Raw genomic sequence first — 24,896 nt, forward strand, 5'->3', positions numbered from 1 at the left:
TACGAACCGCAGACCTGTCCAGGAGGGCACATCCATGCCAGTGCACCATGACGTGGCGAGGCTCGCCGATGGCCTCGGCTTCCGTATCGACCTCGGCTCCGCCCGTCCGCTGACCGAGCTCACGGCCCTGGTCAACGCGGTCTGCGAGCGCACCGAGGACCGAGCGGAGCAGACCGTCGTCGTCCTGGAGCTGGGCGCGGCTCCCGCCGACAGATCCTGGCCAGGAGAGGTCTCGATCCACGAGGTCAGCCGCTGGGAGCGGGCCGTGCGCCGGTTCGAACGGCTCGCCGCGGTGAGCATCGCGGTGGCCGCGGGCACCTGCGGCGGCCCCGCGCTGGATCTGCTGCTGGCCACCGACTACCGGATCGCGACACCGGACGCGCGGCTGCTGCTGCCGGTGACCGACGGCCAGTTCTGGCCGGGCATGGCGGTCTACCGGCTGGTCCAGCACCTCGGCGTGGCCAGGGCCCGCCGGCTGGTGCTCTGGGGGCATGACCTCCCCGCCCGCCACGCCCAGGAGATCGGCCTGATCGACGAGATCGGTGACGACCTGGACGAGGCGGTGCGTACGGCGGCCGTCTGGCTGGGCCGGGCGTCGGCCGGTGAAGTGGCCGTCAGACGCCAGCTGCTGCTGGAGGCCTCGTCGGTGTCCTACGAGGAGGCGCTCGGCGTCCATCTCGCGGCCTGCGACCGGGAGCTGCGGCGGACGGCCCGGCGGCAGCCCCCGGCGGACGGCCCGGCCGGGGAGCGGGACCGATGACCGCCACGGGAGAACGGACGCCTACGAAGCCGTGGCGGCAGGAGGCGCCGCCGCTGACCGGTGACCTCCGCCGGGACGCCGCGGCGCTCACCCGGTATGCGGCGGCGGGCGAGGAGGCGCTGGCGCTGCTGCCCGCGAAGCCCGAGCGCAGTGGCCCACAGCACGCGGAGGCGCGGCGGGTGCTCGACGCGTGCCGCGGGCTGCGCAACCGGTTCGTCCACGCACACGCGGAGCGCGTCTACGACACGCTGACCGACGGCCACGCCGCCCACCACCGGCTCGCGGAGCTGGTGTTCGCGGCGGCCGAGGCGTTCCCCGGCCTGGTGCCCGGCCGGGCGCGGATGGCCGAGGAGCAGCGGCTCGTCCAGGCGGACAAGGAGGGCCTGGAGATCGACCAGGGGATCTTCTTCCGCGGGCTGCTGCGCTCGCCGCGCGTGGGCGCCCATCTCACCGACGCGATGCTGCTGGCCTCGCCGCGCGCCGTGGAGCTGCTCCCCGAGTTCCGGCGCGAGGGGCGGCTGGACCTCGGACCGGTGCTGCTGGAGCGCCGCGGCCCGGCGGCCCATCTGACCGTGCGGAACGGCTACTGCCTCAACGCGGAGGACAACGGACTGATCGCCGCCATGGAGACGGCGGTCGACCTCGCCCTGCTGGACGACCAGGTGCGGGTGGGCGTGTTGCGCGGCGGCGTGATGAACCACCCCCGCTATCTCGGCAAGCGCGTCTTCAGCGCGGGCATCAACCTGCGTCATCTGCGCGAGGGCAAGATCTCCTTCGTCGACTTCCTGCTCCGCAGGGAGCTGGGCTGTATCAGCAAGCTGCTGCGCGGCCTGCTGGTCGACCCCTCCCCCGGCGCCTATCCCGACCGGACGGTGCACAAGCCCTGGATCGCGGCGGTGGACACGTTCGCCATCGGCGGCGGCATGCAGCTGCTGCTGGTCTTCGACCGGGTCATCGCCGCGGACGACGCCTACTTCAGCCTGCCCGCGGCGCAGGAGGGCATCGTGCCGGGCGCGGGCAACCTTCGGCTGGGCCGCGCGGCCGGCAGCCGGCTGTCGCGGCAGGTCATCCTGTCCGGCCGGAAGATCCTGGCCACCGAGCCCGAGGCCGCCTGGGTATGTGACGAGGTGGTTCCGGCCGACCGGCTGGACGCCGCCGTGGAGGCCGCCGTACGGGACTTCGACAACCCCGCCGTCGCCGCCAACCGCGCGATGCTGGGCCTCGCGGAGGAGCCCTTGGAGCACTTCCGCGCGTATATGGCCGAGTTCGCGTTCACCCAGGCCGTCCGGCTGTACGACCGTGACGTCATCGACAAGGTCGAGCGGGCGTGGTCGCGCTCACGGGCCCGAGGGTGAGGTGACCCCGGTGCTGCGGCTCGACGCGGAACAGCTGCACGACGTGCTGGGCGATCCGGCCTTGAGCTCCGTCGGCTTTCTCAACGAGGTCATGACCCGCCACCCGGAGGCGATCTCCTTCGCTCCCGGCGCCCCGCATCTCACCTTTCTCCGCGAGCTCGACATCGGCCGCTACGCCGAGTCCTGGGTCGGCCATGTGTGCCGCGAGCGGGGCATCACACCACAGGCGGCCCGCCGGCTGCTGTACGAGTACGGCCCGAGCCAGGGGCTGATCAACGACCTGGTGGCCGACTCGCTCCGCCGGGACCTGGGCATCGGCGTGGAGCCCGGGGCCCTGGTGATCACCGTCGGGGCGCAGGAGGCGATGCTGCTGACGCTGCGCGCCCTGTGCCGGCCAGGACGCGATCTGATCGCCGTGGTCGACCCCTCCTACGTCGGGATGATCGGCGCCGCCAGACTGCTCGACATCGGTGTCGTCGGCATCCCCGAGGACGCCGACGGGATCGACCTCGGGCGGCTGGCGAGGGAGTGCCGCGCCGCCCGCGCCGAAGGCCGCCGCGTCCGCGCCCTCTACGCCGCGCCGGACTTCGCCAACCCGTCCGGGACCCGGATGGACCTGGCCTCCCGCGAGCGGCTGCTGGAGCTGGCCGACCGCGAGGACTTCCTGGTGCTGGAGGACGGCGCCTACGGCTTCACCGCCGAGCCCGGAAGCGAGCTGCCGTCGCTGAAGGCCATGGACACGGCCGGCCGGGTGGTGCACATCGGCACCTACTCCAAGGTGTGTCTGCCGGGCGCCCGCGTCGGCTTCGTCGTGGCCGACCAGCGGGTACGGGCCGCGGACGGAACCGAGCGGACGCTCGCCCGGGAACTCGCCGCGCTCAAGGGCATGGTCACGGTGAACACCTCGCCGATCTGCCAGGCGCTCATCGGCGGGATCCTGCTGGAGCACGGCGGCTCGCTCACCCCGCTGATGCGGGAGAAGTCCGAGTTCTACCGGCGCAATCTGGCCCTGCTGCTCGACGCGCTGGAGCGGCGCCTGCCGACGGGCCTGGCCTGGAACCGGCCCGCCGGTGGCTTCTTCGTACGGATCCGGCTGCCGGTGCCGGCCGACGTGGCGCTCCTGGAGACCTCGGCGTCCAAGTACGGGGTGCTGTGGACGCCGATGTCGCCCTTCTACCTCGGTGACCGCGGCGATCACGAAATCCGGCTCTCCTGTAGCTATCTCGATCCCGGGCGGATCGAGGAGGGAGTCGCCCGACTGACCGACTTTCTGTGCAGCCTCGTGTGAGGAGAGAACGTGACCACCGACGCTCAAGCCCCCGTGGCCAGGACCTCCGTCGTTCTGGTGCAGCAGGGGGTGTGGGAAATGCCGCTGGAGTCCATGCCGCTGGCTTCCGGGTATCTGAAGGCGACCGCGCTGGCGGACGACCGCATCCGCGAGACCACGGACATCACCATTCACAACTTCCGCGGCGGCACGACCAACGCCACCATGGCGAACGCGATGTTCAGCGCCGATCCGCCGGACGTCATCGCCTTCTCCGTCCTGGGCTGGAACTATCAGTCCTTCGGCTCGCTGGCCGCGACCTTCAAGCAGCTCAACCCGGACGGCTGGGTGGTGTTCGGCGGCACCCATGTCGCCGAACAGGCGGCCCGGGTGTTCCGGATGTTCCCCGACGTCGATGTCGTGGTGAACGGCGAGGGGGAACTCACCTTCCGCGATCTGCTCGCCGGCTACCTCGACGGCACCGACAAGCACCATCTCGAGTCCGTGGCCGGGATTTCCTTCCGGGGCCAGGACGGAGAGGTGATCACCAACCAGGGGCGGGAGCGCATCGAGGACCTGGAGATCATCCCGTCCCCGTTTCTGACCGGCGCCCTCGATCTCACCGACGAAAACGGCGACTTCCGCTACGACGTCGCCCTCATGGAGACCAACCGCGGCTGCCCCTACAAGTGCTCGTTCTGCTACTGGGGTGGCGCCGTCGGCCAGAAGGTCCGCGCCTTCTCCATGGACCGGCTGCGCCGCGAACTCGAACTGTTCGCCGAACTCAAGGTGCACACCGTAGTGGCCTGCGACGCCAACTTCGGGCTGCTGCCGAATGACGCCGAGTTCGTGGAAGCGCTCATCGAGACCAGGGACAGATACGGCTTCCCCCGGGCGCTGGAGACGTCCTGGGCCAAGAACAAGTCGAAGAACTTCTATCGAATAGTCAAGATGATGAAGGACGCGGGGATGCGCAGCTCCTTTACCCTCGCGTTGCAGACCCTCAGCGACAGCGCGCTGCAGAGCATGAACCGGCGCAATATGAAAGTCAACGAATGGGAGGACCTCGTCGCCTGGCTGGGCCAGGAAGGCCTTGACTGCTATGCCGAACTGATCTGGGGGGCGCCGGGCGAGACCGTCGAATCCTTCATGGAGGGCTACGACCGGCTCTCCCGCCGGGTGTCGCGGATCGCCGTCTATCCGATCCTGTTGCTGCCGAACACCGACTACATGGAGAAGAAGGAGCTCTTCGGTCTCAAGACCGTACGCGGCGACCACGACGACTTCGAGTACGTACTCGCCCACGACTCCATGACCGTCGCGGAGAACCAGCAGATGCAGCGCTTCCTGTTCTGGGCGCGTGTCGTGGCCGAGAACGCGGTGCTGCGCTGCAGTTGGTCGGCGCTGCGCCACTACGCCGGGCTGAGCCAGTCCCAGGTGCTGACCGATCTCGACGGATGGATCAGCCGGGTCGACGATCCGGCGGCCGTTCCGCTGCGCACCCATGTGGCCACCGCGATCGGCGGCACCGGCGCCTTCGGCGCGGCCATCAGCTATCTGTACACCGACCCGGAGGCCCAGCGGCTGCTGAACCGCTGGTGGCGCGAGTCGGTCAGGCCGCGGCTCCCCGAAGCGGCCGCGCCGCTGCTCGACGAGGTGTTCCGCTACGACCTGCTCACCCAGCCCGTGTACCGCCCGGCGGACGGCCCGGCCAGGGACGAGGAACTGCCCGTCGAGGTGGTACGGGGCGAGGAGTACTACGTCCGCAGGGGCGTGGAGCTCGGCTACGACGTGCCCGCGATCCTCACGGCGTTACGCGCGGACGTCGACCCGGGGCTCACCCCGTCGCCACGCACGCTCGACATCTACTACCTGACCGGATCGGAGTCCGCGGTCACCTCGACCAACCACGAGATCGTCATGCAGTTCATGGGCATGACGCGCGACGAGGTGCTGGCGAACGCCTCCGGCGATGACGGAGGGAGCCCGTCCGACGGGACCGGGGACGCGGCCGGTGCCGGTCTCGGCCCTGCCGACGACCGCCGTACCCCCTCGCCCCTGGCCCTGCTACAGGGCGACAAGGGCGGCTGCTCTTGAGCGTTGCCGCTCCGACCACTCCAGAACACCGGACCACTCCAGAACAGGGGATTCATCTCGATGGGAAGTTCGCAGGACCACGACCGGGTGTACGAGCGGTTCCAGCTGATCGCCAACGGCCCCGCGCTGTTCAACGCCCTCGTCGCGGCGCTTGAGCTGGACGTCTTCAAATTCCTCTCGGATCGTCCGGGCGCCACGTTCGACGACATCCAGGAATTCACCGGGCTTCCCACGCACCAGCTGCGGGTGCTGATGCTCGGGCTGTGCGCGACGGAGCTCGTCGCCAAGGAGGACGGCGGGTACACCAACTCGACGGTGGCCGACACGATGCTGGCCGCGGACGTCCCGGAGAGCTGGCGCAACACCCTCATCGGCTGGCAGAAGTTCCAGTACCCGGCCTTTCCGTATCTGACCTCCGCCCTGAGGACGGGCGACAACACCGCGCTGGAGGCGTACCCGGGGTCCGGGCAGACCCTCTACGACCGGCTGTCGCACGATCCGAAGCTGGAGGCGATGTACCACGACTCCATCGCGCCCTTCACCCATCTGTTCGTCACCGCGCTGCTCGACAACCCCGAGATGGCCTCGGTGCGCCATCTGCTCGATGTCGGGGGCGGCGACGGGACCACGGCCATCCGGTTCGCCGAGCGGTATCCGGAGGCCCGTGTCACCATCTTCGACCTGCCGAGCGTGACCAAGCACGCGGAGCTGTCGATTCCGCCGGAGCTCGCGGACCGGGTGAAGATGTACCCCGGCGACATCTTCACGGACGACTTTCCAACCGATGTCGACGGCATTCTCTTCAGCCACGTTCTGGAGCCCTTCTCCGCCGAGCAGAACCTGCTGCTGATCTCGAAGGGGTACAAGGCCCTGCCCTCGGGCGGAAAGCTGTTCGCGTACGGGCTCACCGCGCCGGACGACGAGCGAAGCGGCCTGCTCGCAGCGCGGCTGTCGCTCTTCCTCAACGTCCTGGCCAGCGGGGAGGGCATGGCGCACCCGGCCAAGGACTACGAGGCGTGGATCAGGCAGGCGGGCTGCCGCAGCGTCAAGTCGTTCACCGGCCTGCCGTACGAGCACGGACTGGTCGTCGGCATCAAGGACTGAAGAGAAGGCGAGGCGGCAGACAGTGCCCGATGAGAGCGACTTCGACGCCTACGAGAAGATCCTGAAGTCAAATCTTCCGGTCGCGCCGGCCGGCCGGCTGAGCCCGCACGACAGGCTGGCCGACTTCGGCCTGGATTCCCTATTGCTCCTCCAGCTGGTCGTCCAGCTGGAGGAGGCCTTCCGGATCGAGATTCCGGACGAGACGCTCACCGCCAAGACCTTCGAGACGGTGGACTCCCTCTGGCTGGCGCTCGGCGCGCTGCTGGATCCTCCGGAGAGCTTCGACTGATGCGGTTACGCCAGATGGTCGACCATCACCCGCGCGGTGTCCCCGGGCACTTCCTGCATGGGCAGATGGCCGCTTGGCAGCCAGACGATCTCCAGGGACGGGGTGTAGCGGGACCAGCCCTTCAGCGTCGCCGCGTCCACTTCCGTGTCCCGGGAGCCCGCCACCACCACGATGGGGACCTCCAGTGGCTCGGCAGCGTGCGGAAACCGGCTCACAGCGTCGTAGTCGGCGCGGATGGCGGGCTCCAGCAGCTCCCTGATCTCCTGGTCGACGGCCACGTCCGAGGGGGTGTTGCCGGCGGCCGACAGCTGCTCCCACATCGCGGTGGAGTCGTCCGGCAGCACATCCTCGGTCCGGGGAGCGTCCCAGGGCAGTCCGGACACGGCGAACAGCGTGCGGCAGCGGGACCGCAGCGACGGGCCGCCCGCGGCGAGGATCGCATAGGCCAGCCACACCCCGGAGCACTGGCCGGCCACGGCCACCGGGACCGACCGGTACGGGCCGGCCGACAGCAGGGCACCCGCTTCGCCCGCCGCTTCGGCGGCCAACTGGTCCAGCTCCCACTCCGGCGGATCCATGAGGCGCCGCTCCCGGCCCGGCAGGGCCAGCGCGAAGGCGCCCCAGCCCGGGGGCAGTTCATGTTCCACGTCGCGCAGACTGCTGGGTCCGGCCCCGGCGTGGGCGACCAGGAACACCAGCCGCGAGGGCCGCTCGAGCCCCGGCCGCATATTGAGCCACAGCCGTGCCCTCGGCGTGGTGGTGCCGGATCCCTCGGGCTTGGTCACGGATTCTCCCCTCTCGGCACATCACCAGGCGACCGGAAGACTGCGCACCCCGTTCAGACCGGCGTCCTTGGTGAATTCGATGGCATCCGGCGCGGCCGCCAGGCGCAGCTCGGGAAAGCGGGCGAACAGCGCCGCGAATGCGGTTCTCAGCTCGATCCGTGCCAGATTCTGCCCAATGCACTGATGAACTCCGTGACCGAACGCGATATGGGTCTTCTCCGCCCGGGAGAGATCGAATTCCTCGGCCTCTTCGAATCGCCCGGGGTCCCGGTTGGCGGCGGGCAGCGAAATGGTCACGGCGTCTCCCGCCTTGATCAGCTGCCCTTCCAGTTCCACATCCTCCAGGGCGCCGCGGGGCACCCCGTGGTGCAGGATCGGAATAAAGCGCAGCAGTTCCTCGACCGCGTCGTCGATCGTCACCTGGCCTTGCCTGAGCGCGATCAACTGGCCGGGGTCGGTCAACAGCGCGTAGGTGCCCAGTCCGAGCATTCCGGAAACCGTCTCGTGCCCGGCCGTGAGCAGCAGCACACCGGCGCCCGCGATCTCGCGGTCCGCCAGTCCTCCGTCGGCGGCGAGATGGCGGAGCAACCCGTCAGCGGACCGGTCGGACTCGCGCCGTTTGCTCTTCACGGCCCGCAGGAAGAGGTCGGTGAGCTCCCCCATGGCGTCCTGCGCCTCTTGGGGGGTGGATTCCAGACTGAACAGCACCGTGCTGCACCGGTGGAACTCGTCCCGTTCCGCGGCGGGAACTCCGAGCATTTCGCTGATGGTGAGCAGGGGAACGGGCAGTGCGAAGGTCTCGATGAGGTCGACGGGGGCGCCGGTGCGCTCCATGACGTCGAGCCGCTCGGCGACGATGCGCCCGATGCGCTGCCGCAGCGCGCCCAGCCGGTGGGCCGTGAACTGACCGGCCAGCAGGCGGCGGTAGCGGGTGTGGTCGGGCCGGTCCATATCGATGAACCAGCCAGGCACCGTGGGCCGGCCGAGAAAGGGCTCGGCACCCGGACGCCGCAGTGGAACCCTTTTCAGCTCGGCCCGCGAGCTGAATCGGGAATCGGCAAGCACCATGCGGGAGAGCGCATACCCGGTGACCAGCCAGCCGATATGTCCGTCCGGATAGACAAACCTCCGTAAGGAATCCTGGTGGTCCGACCAGCCTAACTCGTGGGGCGCGTCGAATGATTTATGCCGCGTCATGGCAGATGACTTTTCCGAAAGCGTCTGAAAAGCACAGGAGAAACAGTACAGGCGCCCCCTCGTCGGCGTCCAGAGTGCGGAGGCTCGACAGTTGAGAACTGGACAGCCACCGCACCGCCTGTGCGATAGTTCCGACCACGGTGACCACCGTTGACAAAAGACGGGAAAGCACTGATGAAATCCGTCCCCGAGTCTCCCGGTCTTCCCTTCCTGCCCGACCTTCGCGACCCGGCCCTTTACGCGGAGGGCGATCCTCACGCGGCATGGCGCGCCATGCGCGGCGCGGGCCCCGTGCACCGCCACGAAGGGAGAGGAAGCCCCTTCTGGTCGGTGGTGGCGCATGAGCCGGCAGTCGAGGTGCTGAGTGACTGGCGCAGATTCACCTCCGTCAATGGGACCATGCTCAGGACCGATCTCTCGAAACCGTATCCCGGTTCCGGGAAAATGCTCGTCCTGACCGATCCGCCCCGGCACACCCAGATTCGCCGGTCCCTCACCCATCTGTTCACCCGCCGCGCGGTGCGGAAGTTCGAGGAGGTCGCGAGACGTACCGTCGCAGCGCTTCTCGACGGCATGCGCGAACGGGGCGGCGGGGATTTCGTCGCCGATGTCGCCGCGCCGCTCCCCCTGTCCGTCTCCGCCGGGCTGCTGGGGGTCGCGCCCGCCGATGTGCCGCTGATCGTCGAAGCGTCCGCACGGGCCACCGAGGGGGCCACGGACGAGGCCGATCCCGCGGCCGAGATGGGCCATCACGAGGTGATGATGTACTACTTCCAGGTGTTGCGGGACCGGCGGAAGTGCCCGGCGAACGACCTGGTCAGTGCGCTGCTCGAGGCCAAGGTCGACGGGCTCGGCCTCACCGACGAGGAGATCCTGCTGACCTGTGACAACGTGGTGGTGGCCGCGAGCGAGACGGCCCGCCACGCCGCCAGCGGCGGCCTGCTCGCACTGCTTGAGCGGCCCACGGCGTGGGAGTCGCTCCGGTCCGGCGACGTCGACATGAGCCGGGCGGTCGAGGAGATCCTGCGCTGGACGGCTCCGGCCACCCACGTCCTGCGCACGGCCGTGGCCGACACCGAGCTGACCGGGGTGCGGATCGGCGCGGGCGACGCGCTGGCCGTATGGACGCCCTCGGCCAACCGCGACGAGACGGTCTTCCAGGACCCCGACGAACTTCTACTCGACCGCCATCCCAACCCGCATCTGACCTTCGGCGCGGGCATGCACTTCTGCATCGGCTCGGCGCTGGTGCGGCTCATCCTCCGAGTGCTGCTGGAGGAGTTGGCGGCCAGGTTCGACGGCGTCGCCCTCGCGGGCACCCCGCGGCGCAACGGTTCCTGGGTCGGCAGCGGACTGGCCTCGCTGCCGCTGACGGTCGGCTGACGAAGGAGATCGGGCCCATGACCACCCCGGACACGTCAGGCACCTCAGACACCTCAGGCACCTCGCCGAGCCTGCACCGGCTCGTCATCGACTCGGCCGCACGCGACCCCGGGGCGCCCGCCGTCGCGGGCCCCTGCGGGGGCCTGCGTTACGGGGAACTCGACCGGCAGGCCGACGCGCTGGCCCAGGAACTGGCCGCTCGTGGAGTGGGGCGCGGCGACCGCGTCGTCATCTGGAGCGGGAAGACCTCGGGGGCCGTCGTCGCCATGCAGGCGGTCCTGCGGCTCGGCGCCGCATACGTCCCCGTGGGCTCCGGGACTCCGGCCCGCCGGGTGGCCGCGGTAGCCCGTGACTGCGCCGCGCGCCTGATCTGCGCGGAGGCCGGCCTGTCTCCGCGTCTGCCCGCCGAGGCCACCGCCCACACCCGCCTGGCGGATCTGGACGCGCTGCTCGCCGACGCGCGGCTGGCCCTGGAGCGCGGTGCCGTGCCGCGGGCCGACGCCCCGGTCGGCCCCGACGACCTCGCGTACCTCCTCTACACCTCGGGATCGACCGGCACCCCCAAGGGCGTGTGTGTGAGCCACCGCAACGCCCGGGCCTTCGTCGACTGGGCTGTCGCGGAGCTCGACGCGGGGGCCCATGACCGGTTCGCCAACCACGCCCCGTTCACCTTCGACCTGTCGGTGCTGGACCTGTACGCCGCGTTCGCCTCCGGGGCCGCGGTCTGCCCGATCCCTTCCGACCTCGCCTACGCGCCGGGGCGGCTGGTCGACTTTCTGCACCGGGAGCGGATCAGCGTCTGGTACTCCGTTCCCTCCGTGCTGATGCTCATGATGCGGGACGGCGCCCTGCTGGAGCGGCCCGCGCCCGACGCGTTGCGCGCCGTGCTGTTCGCCGGGGAGCCCTTCCCCATCGACCACGTACGCGAGTTGGCGCGCTGGACCGACGGGCGGCTGCTCAACCTCTACGGCCCGACCGAGACCAACGTCTGCACCTACCACGAGGTCGTCCCGGCCGATCTGGCCAGGGACCGCCCGGTTCCCATCGGGGTGGCGAGCAGCGGCGACAAGGTGTGGGCGGTACGGCCCGACGGCACCGTGGCCGGGCCGGGTGAGGAAGGGGAGCTGATGGTCGAGGGCCCCACCGTCTTCCGCGGCTACTGGGGCGGCCGGGCCCAGCCCGCGCGCTATGGCACGGGGGACGTGGTCCGGGTGCTCGACGACGGCTCGTTCGACTACGTGGGGCGCACCGACCACCGGGTGAAGATCCGCGGCCACCGCATCGAACTGGGCGAGGTCGAGGCGGTGCTCCAGGCGCACGACGACGTGTCCGAGGCCGCCGCGGCCGGTGTCGGGGAAGGCCTTGACGCGCGGCTGATCGCCTTCGTGGCCCGCGCCCCGGGCAGCCGCACCGGAGTCCTCGCGCTCCGCCGCCATCTCGCGGAGCGGCTTCCCGCACACATGCTCCCCGACGAGGTGCGATTCCTCGACCGGCTGCCGAGAACCGACCGGGGGAAGCTCGACCGCGCCGCGCTGACGGACGGTCCCGCCACCGCGGACCCACGCACTCCGCACCGCACCCAGAACCCGCAGGAGGAGCAGCCGTGAGCGAAGACCGGTCCCGCGAAGAGATCACGGCACGGCTGCTCACCTTCGTCCGCGAGAGGTTCCTGGGAGGAGACCCCGAGGGCGAACTGACCTCGGACACCCCCCTGTTCGAGTACGGGGTCCTCAACTCCCTCAACACCGCGATCACCGCGGGCTGGATACACGACACCTTCGGCATCCCCCTCTCCCAGGAGAACATCACCAGCGGGACGTTCGAGAGCGTCGATGCCATCAGCGCACTGCTGTGTGGTCCGGCCGCCGAAAAGAGCGGCGATACGCGTCAGTAGTGCGTCGACGCGGCGCACTGGACTCCACCGCAGGTGAAGCCCAGCCTCTGCTCGGCAGATTCCGGTGGGCGACATGTCTACCCCAGGATGAGACCCGGCCTGCCGGGACCACGCCTGGGATGCCATGTTCGCAATCCGGACTGTCCCCGGGACAACTCTTAGTCGAGCCAGATGAGCACGGCGTGCCCGTCGCGGGCCGCCGCCTGGAAGAACGGAACCAGCGCCTGGTAGTTGCTGGTCACGTAGTCCAGCGACTCGTCACCTTCCCAGACGATGACGGGATAGATGTCGGCCTGGACGAGATCAGCCGCAGTGACACCGCTGACCAAGGCCCCCGGAGGCATGGCCGCGAACGCCTCAGCGGCCACCTGCACGCGCTCCGGGGTGAGATAGCGGGGCGGCCCGTAGCCCCAGCCGTCGGCCCCGGGGATTTCCTCCTCGCCGTAGACGATGTCGACGGGAAACGCGAGGCGGCGCAGCAGGTAGTCGAGGGCGTGCCATGCCTTGTCGGTGTCGTGGCAGCGCGCCGGTGTCGCCCCGGGACCCTCGTCCAGTTCCGTCTCGGTCAGCTCGCCGATGTACGCCCGGGCCCAGTCCGGGTCGCGGACCGCGCGCTCGAGTTCGGCGGGGGTCAGACGCGCGTACTCTCCGATCATGCCCATGGCCAGATGTTACGGATGGGCACTGACAGCACGGTTGGAGGCGGCGCGATGAGCTGCTCGGTCACCGTGAGGTTCCCCAGTCACCGAAAAGTGCGTTCTTCCATGTCAACGGTCACTCTCCTACGGTTTCCGAGTAACCACAGGAGAGCAATGGGCTCTCATGACAAGGAGGCGGGCAACATGGCCATCACCCTGGTGAACCCCAGCGGATTGCCGGAAATCGAGGCGTACCGGCAGGTGTCGATCGCGACTGGGTCGAGGCTGGTCTCCATCGCCGGGCAGGTCGCCTGGGATGCCGACGGGGTCACGGTCGGCGAAGGTGACCTCGCCACTCAGGTCGAGCAGTGCTACCTCAACATCGGCACCGCTTTGGCCGGGGTCGGTGGCTCCTTCGACGACGTGGCGAAACTGACCGTCTACGTCGTCGACTGGACCCCCGACAAGATGCCCCCGCTCCTGGAGGGGATCGCTCGGGCGGCCGCGAAGCTGGGGGTCACCGCGGCCCCGCCGGCCACGCTGCTGGGCGTTGCGGCACTGGATATACCCGATCATCTGGTCGAAATCGAGGCCACCGCGGTCCTCGACTGACACAGGTGATGTGGCCGCTTCGCGCGCGAGTGCTCCGCCCGTCAGGCGTCGAAGCGGCGGCGGGAGGCGTCGATGTGGCCGAGGTACTGGCGGGTCCAGCCGCACATTCCATCGATCGTCCCTCGCAGGGCCTGGCCCGCCTCGGTGAGGGTGTACTCGACCCGCGGCGGCACGGTGGGGTGCACGTTCCGCTCGACCAGGCCATTGCGCTCCAGCATGCGCAAATTCTGGGTGAGCATCTTGTGACTGATGCCCTCGACCTCGTTGCGCAGCTCGCTGAAGCGCAGGGTGCGTTCACCGAGAAACTCGATGATCAATAGCGCCCACTTGTTGGCGACGTCCGAGAAGATCTCCCGCGCCAAAGAGTCCGCGCGCGCCAGGTCCGCATCCTCGGGCGAGCCCGTGAACTGCTTGGTTCCCATCAGGTTCCCCAGCCACCCAATCACCGAAGAGTACGTTCTCCCCTATCAGCGGCCACTCTCCTACAGTTTCTCAGTAACCACAAGAGAGCAGGTATGTCTCGTCAACCCCGACCGGCACACGGCATACTTGGGCCGCCCGCCCGCGCCCAGCCGGTACGGCGAGCTCGATACGCACTGACCAGGGGTTTCCGTGACAGCATCCGCATCCGTACCCGCATCCACACCCACACCCGTGCCCGTGCCGCCCAGCGGCGTGGACCCGGCGTGGCTGCCGCCCGGGGTGTTCCGTCCGGTCGGTTCCCGGCGCACGCTGATCTCCGGAACGGGCCCACTGGTGGACACGGTGCACGGAGAAGTGACGTACTCCTGCGCACGGTTCGGCGGTGAGGTCGTACGAGATGCGCGGGCGCAGGGCGCGCCGTACGACCTGGTGCTGGAGCTGGGTGAGGACGGCGACCGGGACGGGCTCGGGGACGAAGGGTTCGCGCTGGTGCGGGCGGGCGGCGTCACACGGGTGACAGCCGCCGGTCAGGCCGGGCTGCTGTACGGGTTGTTCCACCTGGTGCGACTCGGCGAGGCGGCCTTCCGGGGCGAGCGGGCGCGCGAGGTGCACCGTCCGGCGCTGGCGCTGAGGATGCTGGACCACTGGGACAACGTGGCGGTGCATCCGGTGATGGGCCAGGTGGAGCGGGGGTACTCGGGCGGCTCTCTGTTCTGGCGGGACGGCCTGGCACGGGGCTCTCGGGACGAGCTGGAGCGGGTGCGCTGTTACGGCAGGCTGCTGGCCGCGTGCGGGATCAACGCGGTCACCGTGAACAACGTGAATGTGCACGAAACCGAGGCGCACCTGCTGACCGACCGCATCGGCGAGGTGGCCGCGATCGCGGACGCGCTGCGCCCGTACGGGATCCGGACACATCTGTCCGTCTCCTTCGCCGCGCCCGTCGTGCTCGGCGGCCTGCCCACCGCCGATCCGCTGGACGCCGCGGTGACCGACTGGTGGGCGGAGACGACCGGCCGGGTGTACGCGGCGATACCCGATTTCGGCGGGTACGTGGTGAAGGCCGACTCCGAGGGGCAGCCCGGCCCGTTCACCTATGGCCGCAGCCACGCGGACGGCGCCAACATGCTGGCCGCGGCACTCGCCCCGTACGGCGCCACGGTGCACTGGCGGGCCTTTGTCTACAACCATCGGCAGGACTGGCGGGACCGGTCGGTGGACCGGGCGCGCGCGGCCTACGACCACTTCGCCCCCTTGGACGGCGAGTTCGCGGCGAACGCGGTGCTTCAGGTGAAGCACGGGCCGATGGACTTCCAGGCGCGCGAGCCCGTCTCCCCGGTGGTCGGCGCGATGCCGAACACTCGGCTGGCGGTGGAGATACAGGCCACCCAGGAGTACACGGGACAGCAACGGCACGTGTGCTGGCTCGGGCCGATGTGGAGCGACGCGCTGCGGTTTCGGCCCGAGGGGCAGGAGGGGCCGAGCGTCGGGGACCTGGCGCGTGGCGGCGGCCTGGTGGCGGTGTCGAGCGCCGGTGACGACCCGTTCTGGACCGGGCATCCGCTGGCGCAGGCGAACCTGTACGCGGTCGGCCGCCTGGCCTGGCAGCCCGACGCCGACCCGGGCGCGGTCCTGCACGAGTGGATCGAGCTGTCCTTCACACCCGAGGAGACCGCTGATCCCGCGCGGCTGCGCGGCGGGCTGCGGGCGGTTCTGGACGGCTCGTGGCGGACGTACGAGAAGTACACGGCGCCGCTCGGCATCGGCTTCATGGTGCAGCCCGGCCACCACTACGGGCCGAGCGTGGACGGCTACGAGTACAGCCCGTGGGGGACGTACCACTTCGCCGACCGGGACGGAGTCGGTGTCGACCGCAGCCAGGCGACGGGCACCGGGTTCGCGGGGCAGTACGCGAAGCCGTGGGCGGAGGTGTACGAGTCGCCCGAGACCTGCCCGGACGAGCTGCTGCTCTTCTTCCACCATGTGCCCTACGGACATGTGCTGCACAGCGGCGACACGGTGATCCAGCACATCTACGACACGCACTTCGAGGGCGTGGCGGAGGTCGAGGAGACACGTCGGGTGTGGGCCGGGCTCGCGGACCTGATGGATTCGGCACGTCACGCTCGGGCGGCGGAGCGCTACGAGGAGCAGCTCCGCAGCGCCCGCGAGTGGCGCGACCACATCACCACGTACTTCTTCCGGAAGTCCGGCGTACCGGACGCACGCGGGCGCCGCATCTACTGAGCTCGATGCGCGTGTTCACTCCGTGCCCTGGGCCGCCGGGTTGCCCTGATGGGTGAAGGCGGCCCAGAGATGGACCTGGTCGAGGTCGATGCGGGCAGCCTCGCCGCGTAGATCGTCATGGAGGGTGGGCGGTGGCTCGCGGTGCGGGTCGAGCATCCACAGTTGGGCGGCGCGCAGCGCGTCCACCGGGGCGAGGCCGTGGGTGGTGACGAAGTCGTGGAAGACGGCCATCATCACAGCCGTCGAGGCATCGCGGACGGCCCAGCGGGAGCCGATGACATCGGCAGCGCCGCGGGCGATCAGGGCCGTGGACAGGGTCAGGGCCTCGTCGTGGTTGCGGGTGCTCAGATCCGTCTCACAGGCGCTGAGCACCACCAACGGGCCTGCGGCGTCCGGCTGTCCGGTGGCGGTGCTGTCCAGGATGCGGGCCACGGTCAGCCGTCCGGCGTCCTGGAGGCCATCCGGCGGGGTGGCGAGCCAGAGCGCCGAGCGCGTGGGATACGGGCCGACCAGGGCGTGGCAGGAGATGTGCAGAACGGCGGCGGCCGGGGAGCTGCCGCCGGGCAGGACGGCGAGGATGTCCTCCGGGGTGCCCGGCGCGTCGCTGACGGCCGTGGGGAACTCGCCGTAGCAAAGGCCGTCCGGGTAGCAGGCCGCGCGCAGCGCCTCGGTCTCGATCTCGGCCCACAGGAGGGAGAGTTCGGGGTCGGCGACCAGGACCTGTCCGGCGGCGATGGGCAGCCGGTCCCGGGCCGCGGCCCGCAGGAACTCGGCTCCGGAGGGGGCGTAGCTGAGCACCGCTTCCTCGCAGGCGTACCGGTGTGCGCGCCCGGGGCGCCAGTGCGGGGTACGCGCCGCATGCCAGGCGACCGCGCCGAGCGCTCCGCACGGCACCAGGACGATCCGCGGCGGCCGGCCGAGCGGCCCCACGGCTGCCAGGACGGGGCCCATCGCGGCGGGCCAGGCCCAGTCGCACAGCTCGCGCAGCGCCGCCTCCCATTCCCGGTCCGGCGCCGCCTGCCCGCTCGGCTCGGCCGTGGCGTCGGCGGTGACCTGGGAACGTCGGGCCGTGGCGTCCAGGTAGCGCTCCAGCGGCGGGCTGCCGGGGTTCAGCAGTGGCAGCCTCAGGACGGCGGGCGGCGCGTTGCCGGTGTTGGGGCGGAGGATCAGCGCGAGACCGGACTGGGCGGATTCGAGCCCGGGGACGAGATAGACGAGCGCATCGGTGCCGGTGGCGGTGAGACCGGCCCTCAGCCCTGCCAGGTCCGGGGGTTCGAGCGGTTTCCAGGCGGCGCCTGTGCCGCTTCCCTCACCCAGCGCGTCAAGTGCCCTGCGGCGCAGGGTGCCCGGGATCTGCTGCTCCGTGGACCAGCCCAGGAGCGGGGCCGCGGTATCGGGCGGAAGCCGGTCCGCCGCGGCCTCAGCGCGCCACTGCCGGGCCAGATCCGGGTGGCCGCGGGCTTCAAGGAGCTCGGGGATGCCGCGGGACGCGGCGGCAGCCCGCAGCACCATGGCCCGGCCCCGTTCCAGCGCGTCCACCGCATCGGCGGAACGGCCGTTCATGGTCGTCCAGTAGGCCAGCCACAGTGCCTGCGCCGACCCGGAGCGGGCCACGGCCAGGCCGTGTTCGGAGCCGAGTTGGAGAAGGACGTCGGAGGCCAGCCTGACCAACGCCTCGCCCTTGACAGCCAGGCATGCCTCCAGGTCCGCCTGGGCGCTCGGACCGTGGCGGGCACAGCGCAGCCGGTAGGCCTCGGCCAGCTGCGTCAGGGCGTCGGCGATATGTGGCAAGCTGTGCCCTCCGGCGATCAGTTCGCGGACCCGGGCCAGCTCGGTGATGCTCTCGTCGAGCAGGCGTGGGTCATCGAGGTGGCGGGTCGCGTGCAGCAGGGCCCGGCCGAGTTGGCTCCGCAGCTGGAGTTCCTGGTGGGGGGTGGGCTGCGGTCCCTCGAGGATCCGATGAACCTCTACGGCGGCCCGGTCAGCGGCCTCCCGGCTGGGATCGATCACGACCAGTTGGATCATCGCGTTGGCCCGTACGGCCGGGAAGTGCGATGCCAGCAATGCGGCGATCTGCCGCTGGTCGGTCTCCACCACGTCCCGCAGGTACCGGGCCGCGGCGCGGAACTCGGCCAGGTCCTGACTGCGGGCGGCCTGTTCCCGATGGACCTCGGCCAGGATGGCGGCGACGGCGAAGCGGTTCTCCTGCTCGGGCGGCAGGGTGGCGTACAGATCGGTCAGCTCCTCGATGAGGCGCGGCAGTACGGTGCGGTCGTCGCTGCGGCGGGCCAGGGCCAGCTCATGGTGGGCCGCGAAGACCACCGCGTTGACCATGTTCGTGGACGGTGGTGAGCCGTCGCGGCGGTAGGCGGCGCGCAACGCCCTGGCCATCGTCAGGGCGGCGTCGGCGGCTTGATAACTGCCCCCGAACATCACCGCCGAATGGAGACGCCCAGCAAGGGCGCTGGCGATGGCCTGCCGGGCGGGCGTGGCTTTCTCACCTTCCCCGGACAACCCGTCGATCATCTCCTGGAGCCGGGCGGCGTCCCTCTCCAGGTGTGCCAGATCGCCGGTCTGCGACACCCGTACCAAATCGACCAGACTGACCAGGGACTGTTCCAAACTGACATAGCCCCGCCAGCCGGAATCGCCGACGAGCTCGGGGTCCGGCTCCGACACAGCCTCGTCCACCTCGTCGAAGTCCATCGTGCCGGGCACCAGGAGATTGGCCTGCACCAGCAGAGCGGCGTGCAGCTTGGCCATGCGGGCTCGTACGGGTGCGGTCGCCGGCAGCTCCCGCAGGGCACGCCGGGCGACGTCCGCGCCGCGACGGGCGCCCTCGGCCAGCGCCCGGGCGTCCCCCCCTCCCGACCTGAATTCTGCCAGCAGCTCGCGCAGCGGCGCGAAGACCGGTCGGTCCAGGCCCAGGGCCGCCAGTTCCTCGTCGGCCTTCGCGGTGGAGATCCTGAGGCCGTACACGGCGTTGGACAGCCACACCAAAAGACGCGTGAACCGCAGGATGTCCTCCGAGGCCCAGGCGAGCACGCCCTGGACGGCCTCGGCCAACGCGCCATCGGCGTCTTCCAGGGGAGCTGTACCCGTCGGCTCCGTCGCGTTCTCCTCGTGCGGTGCCACCGCCTCGGACACTGTCAGCTTGATCTCCGACACGACGGACCCGAGCAGTCGGATCAGCTGCGGATCTTTCGGGGCCTCGAAGAGGCGCCCGAGAACATGTGTGGCCTCCACCAGTTCGTCCGGCGTGGCTGCGGTCAGCGGCTGCGGGCCGGAGGCGCGAAGCGGCGGCTCCTGGCGGGGGCCTTGGCGCAAGGCGCGCATGGCTCGCGCGTACTGCTCCGGGACGAGCAGCCAGAGCAGCGCTTTGCGGGCTTGCACCGCGAGCGGGTCGGTGGACGGCCTGGTGCGGTCGGCCCAGCGCAGGTGATACAGGGCGTACTCCCGTGCGGACCGGGCCGCGTCGCTCTGTTGTCCCGGCCCACGGCTGTCCAGCCAGACGCACACCAGGATGCCCACCGAGGGGATGATGTCGTCCCGGAGCGGATCGTCCGCGGGCAACAGTTTTGCGATGGCGGCGAGATGCTGGATCGTCTGCCACAGCGCGGCGGTCCGCGCCGGGTCGTCCGCCGGTCGGCGCATCACTGCGTTGGCGTGGCGGGTCGCCATGTCGGCCCAGGCGCGCAGCACCTGCGCGCTGTCCCCGCTGTCTCCGTTGTCGTTGTGACGCCGCTCCTTGTCCACCCCGGGCTCCCCCGTGTCCGATGGCCGCCCGGCCCGCCGAGGCCGCTGCAGGTCATCTACCCCGGAGGCGGGCTGTCCACGTGGGCCTCGGCCCAGGACGGCCAACAGGAGTCAGACAAATACCGACAGCAGCAGGGCCATGAGCAGGCCCAGCACGCTGACCAAGGTCTGCACGACGGTCTGGGTCCTGGTGGCCTGGGCCAGGGTCATGCCGAACGACTCCTTCACCAGCCAGAAGCCGGCGTGGTTCACGTAGTTGAGGCCGAGGGAGCCGGCGCCGATCGCGACCACGAGAAGCGACGCCTCCAGGCCTCCGCCGTCACCGATCAGCGGGGCCACGATGCCGGTCGCGGAGACGATGCCGACGGTGGCCGAGCCCGTGGTCAGCGACAGCAGCAGCGCGATGAGCCAGCCCAGAACGATCACGTTGAGGTGAGCTCCCCCGGCGGCCGACGCGATGGCGTCGCCGATACCCGAGTCCTGGAGGACCTGCTTGAACGCGCCCCCGCCGCCGATGATGAGGAGGATCGCGGCGATGGACTTGAGACTGTCGGTCAGGGAGGTACGGGTCTCCTCCCCCGAGCGGCCGCCGCCGACGATGGTCACGCCGAGGGCGAAGAGCACACCGGCCAACATCGCCACTAGTGGTTCCCCCGCGAAGGCGAGGCCGGCGCGCAGCCCGCTGGACTCGTCGAGCAGCGTTTCGGCCAGGGTGCGCAGCAGCATGAGCGCGACCGGAACGAGAACGGCCGCCACGGCCAGGCCGATGGACACACCGGTGCGGGGAGCCCCATCCGTGCGCAGCTGCGCACCGGGCCCCGGGGAAGGCGCCGCGGACCCCCGTCCGGTGCCGGTGAACTGTGCCACGAGCTCGGCGTCCGGGCGGACCTCGGGGAGCCGAGGCGCGATCCAGCGGGCGTAGACAGGGCCGGCCAGGATGACGGTGGGGATGGCGCAGATGACGCCGACGACGAGGGTGAGGCCGAGGTCGGCGTGCAGGCCGGTCATGGCGGTCAGCGGGCCGGGATGGGGCGGCAGCATGCCGTGCAGGGTGGACAGGGAGGCGATGGCCGGCACTCCGAGCAGCACGTATGGGCTGCCCTTGGTGCCGCCGTGGTCCTCGAGCCGACGGGCCACGCTGAAGATCAGCGGCAGCAGGACGATCAGGCCCACCTCGAAGAACATGGGGATGCCGATGACGAAGGCCACGGCGCCGACCAACCAGGGCAGCCTGCGGGTGTCGGCGCGTTCGACGAGGCCGCGGGCGATGGCGTCGGTCGCTCCGGAGTCGGAGAGCAGCCGGCCCAGCATGGCGCCCAGGGCCAGCGTGACGCCGACGTCCCCGAGGGTGCCGCCCGCGCCTTCCTCGATCGAGTCGATCAGTTTGGCCACCGGTTCGCCGGCCGCGAGTCCGGTGGCGACGGTCACGACGATCAGTGCGAGGAAGGGGTGGACGCGCAGCCGTGAGTTGATCAGGTAGATGAGAGCGGCGATCGCCACCGTCAGGATCAGCAGCAGCCACCAGGTGTGCGCGGTCATACGGGTACCTTTCGAACATACATGCGAACCAAGGGGGAGGAAGAAGGCGTGCGCGACCTGCGGGACGAGCTCCGTGCGGGGGACGGTCAGTCGAGTCCGAGGCGTGCGACCAGGCCGGCCACCGCGGTGTCCTGCCGGGCCAGGTAGGCGGCGAAGGCGTTGCCGGTGACGAAGGCGTCGGTCCAGCCGTGCCGGGTGAGCTCCGCCCTCCACTGCCGTGAGGTGTGCAGCGCGGTCAGCGCTTGGATCCAGCGCTTGCGGTCCGCGGAGCTGATGCCGGGCGGGGCGACGATCCCCCGCCAGTTGTGAAACACGAGGTCGATGCCGGACGCCTTCAGCGTCGGCACGCCGGGCAGCGCGGCCACCGGCCGGTCGCTCGTGACCGCGAGCACCCGCAGCTGACCTGCCTGGATCTGGTCGAGGAACTCACCGATGCCACTGGTGGCGAAGTCGACGCTGCCGTCCAGCAGAGCGGGGAGCAGGTCGCCGCCACCGCCGTCGTAGGCGACGTACCTCACCTGCCGGGGAGCGATTCCGACGGTCCTGGCGAGTTCCATGGGAAACAGGTGGTCCGGGCCGCCCAGGGACGAGCCGCCGCCGACCGTGACGCGCCGGGGGCTCGTCCTCCATGCCGTGACCAGGTCCTCGACCGTGCGGTACGGCGAGTCCTTGCGGACCACCACCGCCTCGGGCTCCTCGATGAGGCGCGCGATCGGGGTGGTCTGCCGTACGGTCACCCGCGCGTGCAGGACATGCGACGCGCCGAGGACCCCGAGCCCCATCTGCAGAGCGAGCCGGCCGTTGCCGCGTTCGTTCACGGTGCGCTGAAGACCCACCGTTCCGCCGGCACCGGGCAGGTTGAACACCTGCACATCCGAGGCGGCGCCGGTTTCCTCCAGCACACGGGCCACCGTCCGGGCCGTGGTGTCGTATCCGCCTCCGGCCGTGTTGGGCACCAGGACACGCAGCCCATCGTCGGAAACGCCGGCGGCCACCCCGGTGCCCGGCCATGCGCCGCAGCCGCCCAGAACCAGCGAGAGCAGGAGGGCGACGGCGCCGGACAGGGCTCGGGTGGGTCCTCTCATGGCACCTCCCTTTCGCTTCTCGCACGGCGGACGTCATGATTGTGCGGCCTGGCGGGAGAGTCGCCCAGGTTGTGTCAGCAGGAGAGATTGAGTTCATTGTGGTCGCCGCGTTCCGTCGCCAAACACTCGCGGGTGAGATGCTGGTGCTCCAGCTCGCCATCGTCGTGGTGGTGCTGCTGGCGGTCGCCGCGGTCTCGCTCGCTCAGTCGGAGGCCACCTTCAACCGGGTCGAGGGACGCCGGGTGAGCGCACTGGCCGAGCAGCTGGCCGCCCACCCTCTCGTGCACAGTCGGCTGGTGAAGCCCGCGCCCGCGGAGGCCCTGGCCCCTCTGGTGCACTCCACGCGGGTGCAGTCCGATGTCACGTCGGTGACGGTGGCCGACCGCGACGGCCGCGTCGTCAGCTCGACGAATCCCACGGTGGTCGGCGACCGGCTGCCGCTGGGCAAGGGAGTCGGCGCGGGCCGCGGCTGGTCCGGTTCGCTGGCCTGGGACGGCAACCGGGAGCTGGTGGCCCAGGTGCCGGTGCTCGGCGTGACGGGGGACGACGTGGGCCGGAGGCTGGGCACGGTCATGGTCGGCGAGGCGTCCCCGACGGTGTGGCAGCGGCTCAGCGGCGCGTCCTCATACCTGCTGATCTACCTCGGCGTCGCCAGCGCGCTCGGCGTCGTCGGCTCCTGGCTGCTCGCCCGGCGCGTCAAACGGCAGACCCTCGGACTGGAACCACGCGAGATCACCGGACTGGCCGAGCACCGCGAGGCCATGCTGTACGGCATCGCCGAGGGCGTCGTCGCCCTGGATCCGCAGCACCGCCTCACCCTCGTCAACGACGTGGGCAGGCGGCTGCTGGACCTGCCCGGGGACTGCGTGGGCCGGACCGTGGCCGAGCTCGGCATCGACGGACGGCTGCTCGACGTTCTGACCGGGGCACAGGGGACCGCCGCGGACGCGCGTGACGAGGTCGTCGTCCGCCACGGCCGCGTCCTGGTCATGAACCGGATGACGGTCACGAAGGACGGACAGCTGCTCGGCTCCGTCACCACCCTGCGCGACCGCACCGAACTGGCCCACCTGGAACGGGAAATCGGCTCCTTCCGCAGCACCTCCGAGCTGCTGCGCGCGCAGGCACACGAGTTCGCCAACCAGCTGCACACCATCTCCGGGCTGATCCAGATCGGCGAACAGGAGGAAGTGGTTTGCTACATCCGCGCATTGAACCAGCGTCGCCAGTCTCTCGACATGACCGTCGGCCGCCGGGTCCGCGACACCGCCGTCGCCGCGCTGCTGATGGCGAAGTCCGCCCAGGCCGCCGAGCGGAAGGTCGCCCTGCGCATCTCCGACCGCACGGCGCTGGACCGCCTCGCCCCGGAAGACGCCGCCGACGTGGCAACCGTGGTCGGCAACCTGGTCGACAACGCCATCGACGCGGCCACCGCGGGCGAGCCCGGCGGCATGGACGAGGCATGGGTGGAGGTCGAACTGAGACAGGACGCCGCGAGCGTCGAGATCGTGGTCCGCGACTCGGGCCCCGGCGTCGCCCCCGAACTCGCCCAAGAGGTCTTCGCACACGGCTTCACCACCAAGGCCGCCCAAGAGGGCGAGCGCGGCATCGGGCTCGCCCTGACCCGCCTCGTCTGTGAGCGCCGCGGCGGAGAGATCGCCGTGACCAATACGGCCGAGGGCGCCATGTTCACCGCGCGCATGTCCGTCGGCCACCCCACCGACGCGGTGGCGGAAGGAGCTACCCCATGACCGAGCCGACCGGCACCATCGACGTCCTGGTCGTCGACGACGACTTCATGGTCGCCCGGGTCCACCGCACGTTCGTCGAACGAATCCCCTCCTTCCGCGTCGTCGGCACCGCACACACGGGTGAACAGGCGATCAAGGCGGTGGACGAGCTGCGCCCCGACCTCGTCCTGCTCGACCTGTACCTGCCGGATGTCTTCGGCCTGGACGTCATCCCCCGGCTGCGCACCGCGGGACACGACTGCGATGTCCTGGTCATCAGCGCGGCCCGCGAGGCCGACGCGGTGCGCGACGCCGTACGCCACGGCGTGGTCGACTACCTCCTCAAGCCCTTCGACTACGAGGACCTACAACCCCGCCTCGAACGGTACGCGACCCGGCGCGGACGCCTGCTCACCACGATCGTCCGCGGCCAGGCGGACGTGGACCGCGCCCTGGCCGGGGCGTTCGCGCCCCCGGCGGGCAGCGCCCTGCCGAAGGGTATGAGCGTGGAGACCGCCGACCTGATCGAACGGGCGCTCCGCGACATGAACGGCACCCTCTCCGCCGCCGAGGCGGCGGCCGCCACCGGCGTCTCCCGGGTGAGCGCCCGCCGCTACCTGGAGTACTTCCACGACACCGGCCACGCCGACGTGGCGCTGCGCTACGGCTCCGCCGGCCGCCCGGAGCGCCGGTACAGCTGGCGGGCGTAGCGACCGGACATCTGGCCCCATGTCA

The 24,896-nt window shown here is 70.5% G+C and carries 20 protein-coding genes; 13 read left to right on the top strand and 7 right to left on the bottom strand.

The features are described 5' to 3' along the window. Positions 1-34: 34 nt before the first annotated feature. From dpgB to ACWY4P_RS02400, 6 genes are read left to right on the top strand one after another with little or no spacing between them, the layout of a single operon-like run. Positions 35-760, top strand: a complete 726-nt coding sequence (dpgB, locus tag ACWY4P_RS02375) for an enoyl-CoA-hydratase DpgB (protein ID WP_456208410.1) — start codon at positions 35-37, stop codon at positions 758-760. Next, positions 757-2,115, top strand: a complete 1,359-nt coding sequence (gene dpgC / locus ACWY4P_RS02380) for a (3,5-dihydroxyphenyl)acetyl-CoA 1,2-dioxygenase DpgC (protein WP_456208411.1) — start codon at positions 757-759, stop codon at positions 2,113-2,115. Before dpgB ends, dpgC begins: the two co-directional genes overlap by 4 nt. Before the next feature lie 10 nt (positions 2,116-2,125). After that, entirely contained in the window at positions 2,126-3,403 is a 1,278-nt protein-coding gene (locus tag ACWY4P_RS02385; protein WP_456208412.1) for an aminotransferase-like domain-containing protein, read from the top strand. A gap of 9 nt (positions 3,404-3,412) precedes the next feature. Continuing rightward, positions 3,413-5,479: a KedN5 family methylcobalamin-dependent radical SAM C-methyltransferase gene (locus ACWY4P_RS02390; protein ID WP_456208413.1), complete on the top strand. Its 2,067-nt coding sequence runs from the start codon at positions 3,413-3,415 to the stop codon at positions 5,477-5,479. Positions 5,480-5,539: 60 nt separating this feature from the next. Then, a complete protein-coding gene (locus tag ACWY4P_RS02395) occupies positions 5,540-6,583 on the top strand; it encodes a methyltransferase (RefSeq protein ID WP_456208414.1) in 1,044 nt (347 codons plus the stop codon). Between the two features lie 22 nt (positions 6,584-6,605). Further along, positions 6,606-6,872 carry a phosphopantetheine-binding protein gene (locus tag ACWY4P_RS02400; RefSeq protein WP_456208415.1) on the top strand — a complete coding sequence of 89 codons (267 nt, stop codon included), beginning with the start codon at positions 6,606-6,608 and terminating at the stop codon, positions 6,870-6,872. A gap of 5 nt (positions 6,873-6,877) precedes the next feature. Here ACWY4P_RS02400 and ACWY4P_RS02405 read toward each other — a convergent pair whose 3' ends face one another. Then, positions 6,878-7,657 carry a thioesterase II family protein gene (locus ACWY4P_RS02405; protein WP_456208416.1) on the bottom strand — a complete coding sequence of 260 codons (780 nt, stop codon included), beginning with the start codon at positions 7,655-7,657 and terminating at the stop codon, positions 6,878-6,880. A gap of 21 nt (positions 7,658-7,678) precedes the next feature. Further along, positions 7,679-8,854 (bottom strand): cytochrome P450, encoded by a 1,176-nt coding sequence (locus tag ACWY4P_RS02410; RefSeq protein ID WP_456208417.1) that lies wholly within the window; start codon positions 8,852-8,854, stop codon positions 7,679-7,681. 174 nt (positions 8,855-9,028) lie between these two features. Between ACWY4P_RS02410 and ACWY4P_RS02415 the strand changes: the two genes are divergently transcribed. From ACWY4P_RS02415 to ACWY4P_RS02425, 3 genes are read left to right on the top strand one after another with little or no spacing between them, the layout of a single operon-like run. Beyond that, positions 9,029-10,237: a cytochrome P450 gene (locus ACWY4P_RS02415; protein WP_456208418.1), complete on the top strand. Its 1,209-nt coding sequence runs from the start codon at positions 9,029-9,031 to the stop codon at positions 10,235-10,237. A 17-nt stretch (positions 10,238-10,254) separates the two neighbouring features. After that, complete coding sequence (locus ACWY4P_RS02420; RefSeq protein WP_456208419.1) at positions 10,255-11,844, top strand: amino acid adenylation domain-containing protein; 1,590 nt, start codon at positions 10,255-10,257, stop codon at positions 11,842-11,844. Further along, on the top strand, positions 11,841-12,131 hold the full coding sequence (locus ACWY4P_RS02425) for an acyl carrier protein (RefSeq protein WP_456208420.1): 291 nt from the start codon (positions 11,841-11,843) through the stop codon (positions 12,129-12,131). Before ACWY4P_RS02420 ends, ACWY4P_RS02425 begins: the two co-directional genes overlap by 4 nt. A gap of 158 nt (positions 12,132-12,289) precedes the next feature. Here the strand turns inward: ACWY4P_RS02425 and ACWY4P_RS02430 are convergent, their stop codons facing one another. After that, the gene (locus tag ACWY4P_RS02430; protein ID WP_456208421.1) at positions 12,290-12,793 is read right to left on the bottom strand and encodes a YfbM family protein; all 504 of its coding nucleotides are present in this window, start codon (positions 12,791-12,793) and stop codon (positions 12,290-12,292) included. A gap of 180 nt (positions 12,794-12,973) precedes the next feature. On the opposite strand from ACWY4P_RS02430, the gene ACWY4P_RS02435 reads away from it, so the two are divergent. After that, entirely contained in the window at positions 12,974-13,381 is a 408-nt protein-coding gene (locus tag ACWY4P_RS02435; protein WP_456212783.1) for a RidA family protein, read from the top strand. A gap of 41 nt (positions 13,382-13,422) precedes the next feature. Here ACWY4P_RS02435 and ACWY4P_RS02440 read toward each other — a convergent pair whose 3' ends face one another. Further along, positions 13,423-13,803, bottom strand: coding sequence for a winged helix-turn-helix transcriptional regulator (locus ACWY4P_RS02440; protein WP_456208422.1), 381 nt, complete (start codon positions 13,801-13,803; stop codon positions 13,423-13,425). A gap of 232 nt (positions 13,804-14,035) precedes the next feature. On the opposite strand from ACWY4P_RS02440, the gene ACWY4P_RS02445 reads away from it, so the two are divergent. Beyond that, positions 14,036-16,051 carry an alpha-glucuronidase gene (locus tag ACWY4P_RS02445; RefSeq protein WP_456208423.1) on the top strand — a complete coding sequence of 672 codons (2,016 nt, stop codon included), beginning with the start codon at positions 14,036-14,038 and terminating at the stop codon, positions 16,049-16,051. Positions 16,052-16,066: 15 nt separating this feature from the next. On the opposite strand, the gene ACWY4P_RS02450 is transcribed toward ACWY4P_RS02445, so the two are convergent. The 3 genes from ACWY4P_RS02450 to ACWY4P_RS02460 form a co-directional block, all read right to left on the bottom strand. Next, positions 16,067-19,807, bottom strand: a complete 3,741-nt coding sequence (locus tag ACWY4P_RS02450) for a CHAT domain-containing protein (RefSeq protein ID WP_456208424.1) — start codon at positions 19,805-19,807, stop codon at positions 16,067-16,069. A 111-nt stretch (positions 19,808-19,918) separates the two neighbouring features. Continuing rightward, entirely contained in the window at positions 19,919-21,346 is a 1,428-nt protein-coding gene (locus tag ACWY4P_RS02455; RefSeq protein ID WP_456208425.1) for a GntP family permease, read from the bottom strand. Between the two features lie 86 nt (positions 21,347-21,432). After that, positions 21,433-22,431, bottom strand: coding sequence for a Bug family tripartite tricarboxylate transporter substrate binding protein (locus ACWY4P_RS02460; protein ID WP_456208426.1), 999 nt, complete (start codon positions 22,429-22,431; stop codon positions 21,433-21,435). A gap of 98 nt (positions 22,432-22,529) precedes the next feature. Between ACWY4P_RS02460 and ACWY4P_RS02465 the strand changes: the two genes are divergently transcribed. Next, on the top strand, positions 22,530-24,182 hold the full coding sequence (locus ACWY4P_RS02465; protein WP_456208427.1) for an ATP-binding protein: 1,653 nt from the start codon (positions 22,530-22,532) through the stop codon (positions 24,180-24,182). Then, positions 24,179-24,871 (top strand): response regulator, encoded by a 693-nt coding sequence (locus ACWY4P_RS02470; RefSeq protein WP_456208428.1) that lies wholly within the window; start codon positions 24,179-24,181, stop codon positions 24,869-24,871. The genes ACWY4P_RS02465 and ACWY4P_RS02470 overlap by 4 nt, the downstream gene beginning before the upstream one ends. The last annotated feature ends 25 nt before the right edge of the window (positions 24,872-24,896 follow it).

It is taken from the genome of Streptomyces sp. LZ34 (genome assembly GCF_053890475.1).

Bases quoted from the DNA above. Each gene is read 5' to 3' on its own strand.
- dpgB (WP_456208410.1), top strand. From the start codon at position 35: ATGCCAGTGCACCATGACGTGGCGAGGCTCGCCGATGGCCTCGGCTTC.
- dpgC (WP_456208411.1), top strand. From the start codon at position 757: ATGACCGCCACGGGAGAACGGACGCCTACGAAGCCGTGGCGGCAGGAG.
- ACWY4P_RS02395 (WP_456208414.1), top strand. From the start codon at position 5,540: ATGGGAAGTTCGCAGGACCACGACCGGGTGTACGAGCGGTTCCAGCTG.
- ACWY4P_RS02410 (WP_456208417.1), bottom strand. From the start codon at position 8,854: ATGACGCGGCATAAATCATTCGACGCGCCCCACGAGTTAGGCTGGTCG.
- ACWY4P_RS02415 (WP_456208418.1), top strand. From the start codon at position 9,029: ATGAAATCCGTCCCCGAGTCTCCCGGTCTTCCCTTCCTGCCCGACCTT.
- ACWY4P_RS02420 (WP_456208419.1), top strand. From the start codon at position 10,255: ATGACCACCCCGGACACGTCAGGCACCTCAGACACCTCAGGCACCTCG.
- ACWY4P_RS02430 (WP_456208421.1), bottom strand. From the start codon at position 12,793: ATGGGCATGATCGGAGAGTACGCGCGTCTGACCCCCGCCGAACTCGAG.
- ACWY4P_RS02435 (WP_456212783.1), top strand. From the start codon at position 12,974: ATGGCCATCACCCTGGTGAACCCCAGCGGATTGCCGGAAATCGAGGCG.
- ACWY4P_RS02440 (WP_456208422.1), bottom strand. From the start codon at position 13,803: ATGGGAACCAAGCAGTTCACGGGCTCGCCCGAGGATGCGGACCTGGCG.
- ACWY4P_RS02455 (WP_456208425.1), bottom strand. From the start codon at position 21,346: ATGACCGCGCACACCTGGTGGCTGCTGCTGATCCTGACGGTGGCGATC.
- ACWY4P_RS02460 (WP_456208426.1), bottom strand. From the start codon at position 22,431: ATGAGAGGACCCACCCGAGCCCTGTCCGGCGCCGTCGCCCTCCTGCTC.
- ACWY4P_RS02470 (WP_456208428.1), top strand. From the start codon at position 24,179: ATGACCGAGCCGACCGGCACCATCGACGTCCTGGTCGTCGACGACGAC.